Here is a 7,119-nt window from a genome sequence, read left to right as displayed (position 1 = left end):
GGAAGATTAACTTTGGTCAGTATGCTTTCAGAGAAAAAAGCAATTTTTTGCAATCTCTACGACATTGTATGTGCTTCCACCATAGAAGACAGTTGCAGGTACATTCAATTCCGTGCCAAGTGTATAGCCTGTAGGAATTGTTCCCCTTCCTGTCAGCTTTACCTCATTAGGATTCGTGCTTGTCACCGTATACTTGAGAGGCATACCATCCGAATTGTTTACAGTAAAGCTCTGTGCCATAAATTCTACCGAATAGAGTATAGCGAACAAATAGAATAAAAATCTCTTCATATCATTATAATAATTTTATAGTTGAATAATTGTCGTTATTTCCCCCTTGCGCGGCTTGGCAAAAGGGCATGAAGAAGTGAGCAAAGAGAACCCTTACGAGCCCTTTGTTTACAGGAGTCACGACACGCTTCGCGCGCGCGTAAGCGAAAGTGAAAAATGTGTAGTTAGACGCTAGGTGCGAATGTGTGTGTGTGTGTGTGTGTGTGTGTGTGTGTGTGTGTGTGTGTTAGCAAATTACTTGGATTGGCCAAGTAATTGACGAAAAAAGATGCAAAGAATTTCAAGAATCTTCGCATGCTGTTATTGCTCTGGTATGATATTGCTAATTCACTCACGGCGGCAAAGATATAACATCCTTTCGGAACAGCCAAATAATGTAAAAAGGAATGTTAGAACATACCAAAAGATGATAGGAATATGAAACTTGTTATGCCGAGATGGCTTGGCAGCGAAAACTCAGAAACCAAGCTAAGTACATCGCAATAGACGGAGCCTCGATTTTATTAACGAAGGCAGGATTGTACTCAACTGATTAACTTTGTCGCTGAAAATGAAATGGGCCACAAAGGAAGTTATTATTGAAAATTGAGTTATGAAGATTATTGCTGTAGCACAGAATTATTTCCCGTACAATAAAACACGGGAAGAAGCGTTATTGAACGCGGAAAATCCGATGATTTTCATGAAGCCTGATTCGGCTTTACTGGTTAATAATAAACCGTTTTTCATCCCCAACGAGCTTGGAGTCATTGAATACGAAACCGAAATCGTAGTTCGTATCTGTAGGCTAGGGAAAACTATTCCCGAGCGGTTCGCTCACCGATACTACGATGCTCTTACGGTGGGAATTGACTTCACTGCACGTGAGTTACTCGGAAAGTTCCGTGCCGAAGGTCGGCCGTGGGAACTTTGTAAGGGATTCGACGGGTCGGCTGTTCTGGGTGAATGGGTCGACAAGAAATCTCTGACAGATTTGGAAAATATTGATTTCAAGCTCGACATAAATGGCAGGACGGTTCAGAGCGGTTCGACAGCAAATATGATTCACACGACCGACAAACTAGTTAGTTATGTGAGTAGGTTTTTCACCCTCAAGACGGGCGATTTGATTTACACCGGATGTCCAGTTGAAGGCTGGGGGCGAGTGAATATCGACGACCATCTGGAAGGCTATCTGAACGACACGAAGGTCCTGGAATTTAACTGCAAGTAAAGACCGGATCATAAGGCTAGTTTCTTACACATTATATATATACGGCATGAAACGAATAATTATAATCCTCATCATATTTGGCGCCTGCTTCTCGGCAGCACGGGCGCAGCGTTTTTTCAATCTAACGGTAAACGATGTGCGAATTGATTCGGTTCTTCCGAGGTTTGCGTATTCCATTCCGCTTGGAAGGAACTATGCCGATTCTATTTATGAGATTGAGATTCGCTATCCGGAGTTCATTGACCTTAGTAAGCGCGAATCGGAACTTTATGATGCTCTTTCAAATACTCCGCCGCCGACAATGCCTGAGATTAGCAAGCAAATTGTTGTAGAGCGTAAACGCGGCTCACTAGAGTTTTCGTTTGTGCCGATTGTTGAGCGCGAGGGGCGGCGACAGTTCATGGTAAGCTTCATGATTGCATTGACAGCGAGGCCGGTCGGTGATATTGCACGGAAGGCGAGAGAGGGGCAATCGGATGCCTCGATATATGCTCAACACTCGGTGCTACGGTCGGGTAAATGGGCCAAGATTAGGGTTCCGGCCAGCGGAGTGTATCAAATCACGCCTGAACTTGTTAGGCAAGCTGGATTCACTGACGTGAACAAGGTTCGGATATATGGCTATGGAGGTAATCTTCAAGACGAGGTGCTGAAAGAGCTCACACTGCGCGAACTGGATGATTTACCGGAGGTGGCCTCATGTACAGTGAATGGTCGGCGATTGTTCTACGGCAAGGGGCCGGTAAGTTGGCCCAGCATTACTTCAACCAAGCGCATCCGCAATCCATATTCGCAATACGGATATTATTTCTTAACTGAGAATGACGGTACACCACTTTCGGTTGATTCGGTCACCTTTATGTCGAAGTTTTATGAGAGGACCAACGATTACTATTCGCTGCACGAGGTCGATAACTTTAGCTGGTATCACGGGGGGCGGAACCTGTTCGAGAATACACCTATTGCCGTTGGACAAACACAAACCTACACCATGCCGAACAAAGCTAATTCAGCTCTGGGCAGGCTTATCATCAGCATCACATCGGGGCCAATAAAAACAACCGTAGCCGTATCGTTGAACGATTCGATAGTGGACAATATCAGCATTAACCGAACAGACGATTACGATAAAGGTGCGATAGCCGAACGCAACTACAGGGTGCGGAATCTGAAACCTACTGACACGGTTAAGATTACGACGCTCTCGGGTGGTCCGGCTCGGCTGGATTATATCGCTTTCGTTTACGACATACCGCGGCCTGTACCTAATCTTGCAACAGGAACGTTTTCTGCGCCCGAATATGTTCATCGTATAACGAATCAGGACCTGCATTCACACACCAGTGCGGATATGGTGATAATTATCCCCACCAGTCAGAAACTTCTCGATCAGGCGCAACGGCTGGCTGACTTCCACAAGGAGCACGATTCGATGAACGTTCGTATTGTTCCGGCCGACGAACTTTATAATGAATTCTCAAGTGGAACGCCTGATATAATGGCTTATCGTCGTTATTTGAAAATGCTCTACGACCGTGCCGAGACTGAGGCGCAACTGCCCAAATCAGTGTTGCTTTTTGGTGATTGCGTATGGGACAACCGGATGCTCACAACCGATTGCAGCCGGCTTAACCCCGACGATTATCTGCTGGCTTATGAAAGTGAAAACTCATTCAGCGAAACCGATTGCTATGTTAACGATGGCTGGATAACTTTACTCGACGCCGGCGAAGGACTCTATCTCACAACACGCGACAAGGAAGACATGGGTGTAGGCCGATTCCCTGTAACCGAAGTGAGCGATGCCAAAACGCTCGTGGACAAAACCATAAACTATGCCCTTAACAAGAATGCCGGTAACTGGGAAAACATCATTATGTTCATGGGCGACGACGGAAATAACAATCTGCATATGAGAGATGTGAACGAAACAGCAGAGGTAATCATGCAGGCCCATCCTAGCTATCACGTGAAGAAGGTGATGTGGGATGCATATGTTCGTACCTCATCGGCAACTGGGCATACCTATCCCGAGGTGAGCGCAATTATCAAACAACAGCAGGCGCAGGGCGCGCTAGTAATGGACTATGCCGGGCATGGTTCGGAGATTGAAATATCGCATGAAAGGGTACTCCGGATAACCGATTTTGCCGGTTTCACCAACTCCAACCTTCCGCTATGGATAACCGCGAGCTGTGATATAATGCCCTTTGACGGGACAACGCCCACCATCGGCGAAACCTGCTTGCTCAACAAGAAAGGTGGTGCAATGGCCTTCTGGGGAACGACCCGAACAGTGTATGCTAACTACAATAAGCCTATCAACACGGCTTTTATGCGACACGTGCTGAGCTTTACAAACGGGAAACCTACAACGCTTGGCGAAGCGCAACGACTAGCAAAATGCGATATGATTGAAACTGGCAACGACCGTACCCGAAATAAACTACAGTATTCATTGCTCGGCGACCCGGCTCTGTCGCTCAACCTGCCCACATTGAAAGCTATTATCGATTCGATAAATGGAAAACCCGTCGGTGGAAGCGAGCAGATAACCCTCAAAGCCGGAAGTATAGTCAAGGTGACTGGCTACATAGCTAAGGGAAGCGAAAGCGTAGACAACTTCCGCGGAACGATGACCGCAACCGTGCGTGACACTCGCGAACTCATCACCTGTCGCAAGCAAGATAATGAAACCTACAGTCCGTTCCGGTTCTACGACCGACAGAAAATTCTGTACAACGGAACCGACAGCGTGATTGGCGGAAGATTTGAATTCACATTCGCCGTGCCGCGCGACATAAACTATGCTAACTCTACGGGCCTCATCAACGTCTATGCCGCCAACACCACCTGCACACTCACTGCACATGGAAACGAGAGCCGGTTCTATATCGACGGAACCGAACAAGTAGCGAACGATTCTATCGGACCGTCGCTCTTCTGTTATCTCAACAGCCCATCGTTCGTAAATGGGGGCAACGTCAACACAACGCCCTATTTCGTGGCGCAGATATCCGATAAGGACGGAATTAACGCAGCCGGAAATGGAGTGGGGCACGATATGCAACTTATTATTGATGGAAACCCGGCGAAGACTTATAATCTCAATGAAAACTTCAAATTCGACTTCGGAAGCTACACTAAAGGTGAAACTCATTTAAGTATTCCCGCGCTCAAAGAAGGTCCGCACCAGTTACAATTCCGTGCCTGGGACATCCTCAATAATCCCTCTACCGCAACACTCAGCTTCAATGTGATGAAAGGTCTCGCGCCCGAGACTGAAAGTATTAGTTGCACTAAGAACCCCGCTACGACTCAAACATCATTCATTGTGGCCCACAATCAAACAGGTTCGAGTATCGATATTGAAATAGAAGTGTTCGACACCAGCGGCCGCCGACTCTGGCAAAACAAAGAGTATGGGGTTTCTAACGAAGGCTCCTACACCTACGATTGGAACCTCATCATTGCAAACGGAGCCAAGCTCCGCACAGGAGTCTATCTATACCGGGTGAAGCTCACTTGCGACGGAGCAACCCGAGAGTCGAAAGCAAAGAAACTCATTGTCATAAACAATAATTGAACAGCACGCAGCGTTTTCTCGAGCGATGCAAACGAATTATCTATAAACCAAAAATGAATAGGAAAATGAACATAAAAGTCCGCCTCATAGGTACGCTCATGCTCGTAGCAATTGTTACAACTGTTGCTGCGCAAGACAAGAAAGACTTCTTTAACCCCGTGAATGTCTCCGTGACCTCGCAATCCTTCTCGCCCGATGCGCGAGGCGGAGCGATGGGCGATATCGGAGCCGCAACCGACCCCGACGTGAACTCGCAATACTGGAATCCGGCAAAGTACCCTTTTGCCATATCACGCGCCGGCGTATCGATTAACTATACACCATGGCTAAAGCAACTTGTCAACGACATGGGATTGGGCTATCTTTCCGGCTACTATCGAATTGGCGACTACAGTGCAGTCTCCGGTTCGCTGCGCTATTTCTCACTTGGAGAAGTTAGTGCGAACGACGGTAGCTCGCTAACCATGAATCCCTATGAAATGTCGCTCGACGTAGCCTATTCGCTAATGCTCAGCGAGCACTTCTCTCTCGGAGCAGCCGTAAGATGGATATACTCCGACCTCACCTACAACTATACAAGCGAAACAACGCCAGGCTCTGCATTTGCAGCCGACCTGGCCGGATATTATCAAAACTATCTTAACATCGGAAGTCGTGAATGCCAGCTCGGACTTGGGATGAACATCTCTAACATAGGCTCAAAAATCACATTCGGAGGCGATAATCGCTCGGAATTTATTCCGACTAACCTTCGACTTGGAGCATCGCTTATGGTGCCCATCGACGAGTTCAATAAGTTCACCATCGCGGCTGACGCAAATAAACTCCTCGTACCAACCTATCCAAAAAAGAAAGAGGGCGAACAGGATGTAAACTATCAAACCAGATTACAAAAAGAATACTACGACGTTTCCTCTATATCCGGAATATTCAAAAGCTTCAGCGATGCGCCCAACGGATTCTCCGAAGAACTGCAAGAAATCCAATGGAGTCTCGGAGCCGAATACGTTTACAACGACCAATTCTCACTCCGTGCAGGCTATCATCACGAAAGTGAAAACAAAGGCAACCGAAAATACTTCACCGTCGGAGCCGGATTCCGCATGAATGTATTCTCACTCGACGCAGGATATGTTATCGCAACCGCAAAGAGTAACCCTCTCGACCAAACCTTGCGCTTCACTCTGCTATTCGATATGGACGGATTGAAAGACCTCTTCAAACGCAGATAAAAAAGGAATATGATAAGAATAGGAATGGGCTACGATGTCCATAAGTTAACCGCCGAGCGCCCTCTCATGCTCGGCGGCATTCGTATAGCACACACACATGGACTGCTAGGGCACAGCGATGCCGATGTATTGATTCACGCAATCTGTGACGCTCTACTCGGAGCTGCCAACATGCGCGATATTGGCTACCACTTTCCCGACACATCCAGCGAAACACTCAACATGGATTCAAAGATAATCCTCCGCAAAACCATCGAACTAATCGCCCGCGAGGGTTATCGTGTGGGCAATATCGACGCCACCATCTGTGCCGAGCGTCCTAAGATAAATCCTCATATCCCAGTTATGCAGCAATGCCTAGCCGATGTGATAGGCTGTTCCGTTAACGATATCTCCATCAAAGCCACGACCTCCGAACGCATGGGTTTTGTTGGGCGCGAAGAAGGCATTTCGGCCTATGCCGTTTGCCTCATAGAGAAATAAAATCAGTTCTCCGCCCAAAAATATGCAAACTCATATATAAGTATAGCCGTAGCACCTAAAACCACATGCTGCTCTGCTTGTTCTAAATCAAGAAGACATGCTAAATTTTGTTGAAATGAATTGATTAATATATCTTTGCCGACGTGAAACAGTTAGCAATACATTTCCAGAACCCTATCGCCCCAGCGACGCAGAGAAATTTCGATTTCTCTGTGATTTTTTCGTCTGATAATTTGGTGGGTTCGGAAAAAGTGCTAACACACACACACACACACACACACACACACACACACACACACACACACACACACACA

The 7,119-nt window shown here is 46.9% G+C and carries 4 protein-coding genes; all 4 read left to right on the top strand.

Annotation, left to right across the window (positions count from 1 at the left end; translation table 11 throughout):
- Nucleotides 1–883: 883 nt before the first annotated feature.
- The 4 genes from HMPREF9140_RS08920 (at nt 884) to ispF (ending at nt 6,805) form a co-directional block, all read left to right on the top strand.
- Nucleotides 884–1,504: a fumarylacetoacetate hydrolase family protein gene (locus tag HMPREF9140_RS08920; RefSeq protein WP_006953414.1), complete on the top strand. Its 621-nt coding sequence runs from the start codon at nt 884–886 to the stop codon at nt 1,502–1,504.
- 46 nt (nt 1,505–1,550) lie between these two features.
- Nucleotides 1,551–5,090, top strand: coding sequence for a type IX secretion system sortase PorU (porU, locus tag HMPREF9140_RS08915; protein WP_006953413.1), 3,540 nt, complete (start codon nt 1,551–1,553; stop codon nt 5,088–5,090).
- A gap of 65 nt (nt 5,091–5,155) precedes the next feature.
- Nucleotides 5,156–6,322 carry a type IX secretion system outer membrane channel protein PorV gene (gene porV, locus HMPREF9140_RS08910; RefSeq protein ID WP_006953412.1) on the top strand — a complete coding sequence of 389 codons (1,167 nt, stop codon included), beginning with the start codon at nt 5,156–5,158 and terminating at the stop codon, nt 6,320–6,322.
- A 9-nt stretch (nt 6,323–6,331) separates the two neighbouring features.
- Complete coding sequence (ispF, locus tag HMPREF9140_RS08905) at nt 6,332–6,805, top strand: 2-C-methyl-D-erythritol 2,4-cyclodiphosphate synthase (RefSeq protein ID WP_006953411.1); 474 nt, start codon at nt 6,332–6,334, stop codon at nt 6,803–6,805.
- Nucleotides 6,806–7,119: the final 314 nt, after the last annotated feature.

Origin of the sequence: Prevotella micans F0438, assembly GCF_000243035.1 — a bacterium.
GTDB classification, from domain to species: domain Bacteria; phylum Bacteroidota; class Bacteroidia; order Bacteroidales; family Bacteroidaceae; genus Prevotella; species Prevotella micans.
The sequence above is the reverse complement of the archived record's forward strand: the minus strand, read 5'-3'. Positions and strand labels throughout refer to the sequence as shown.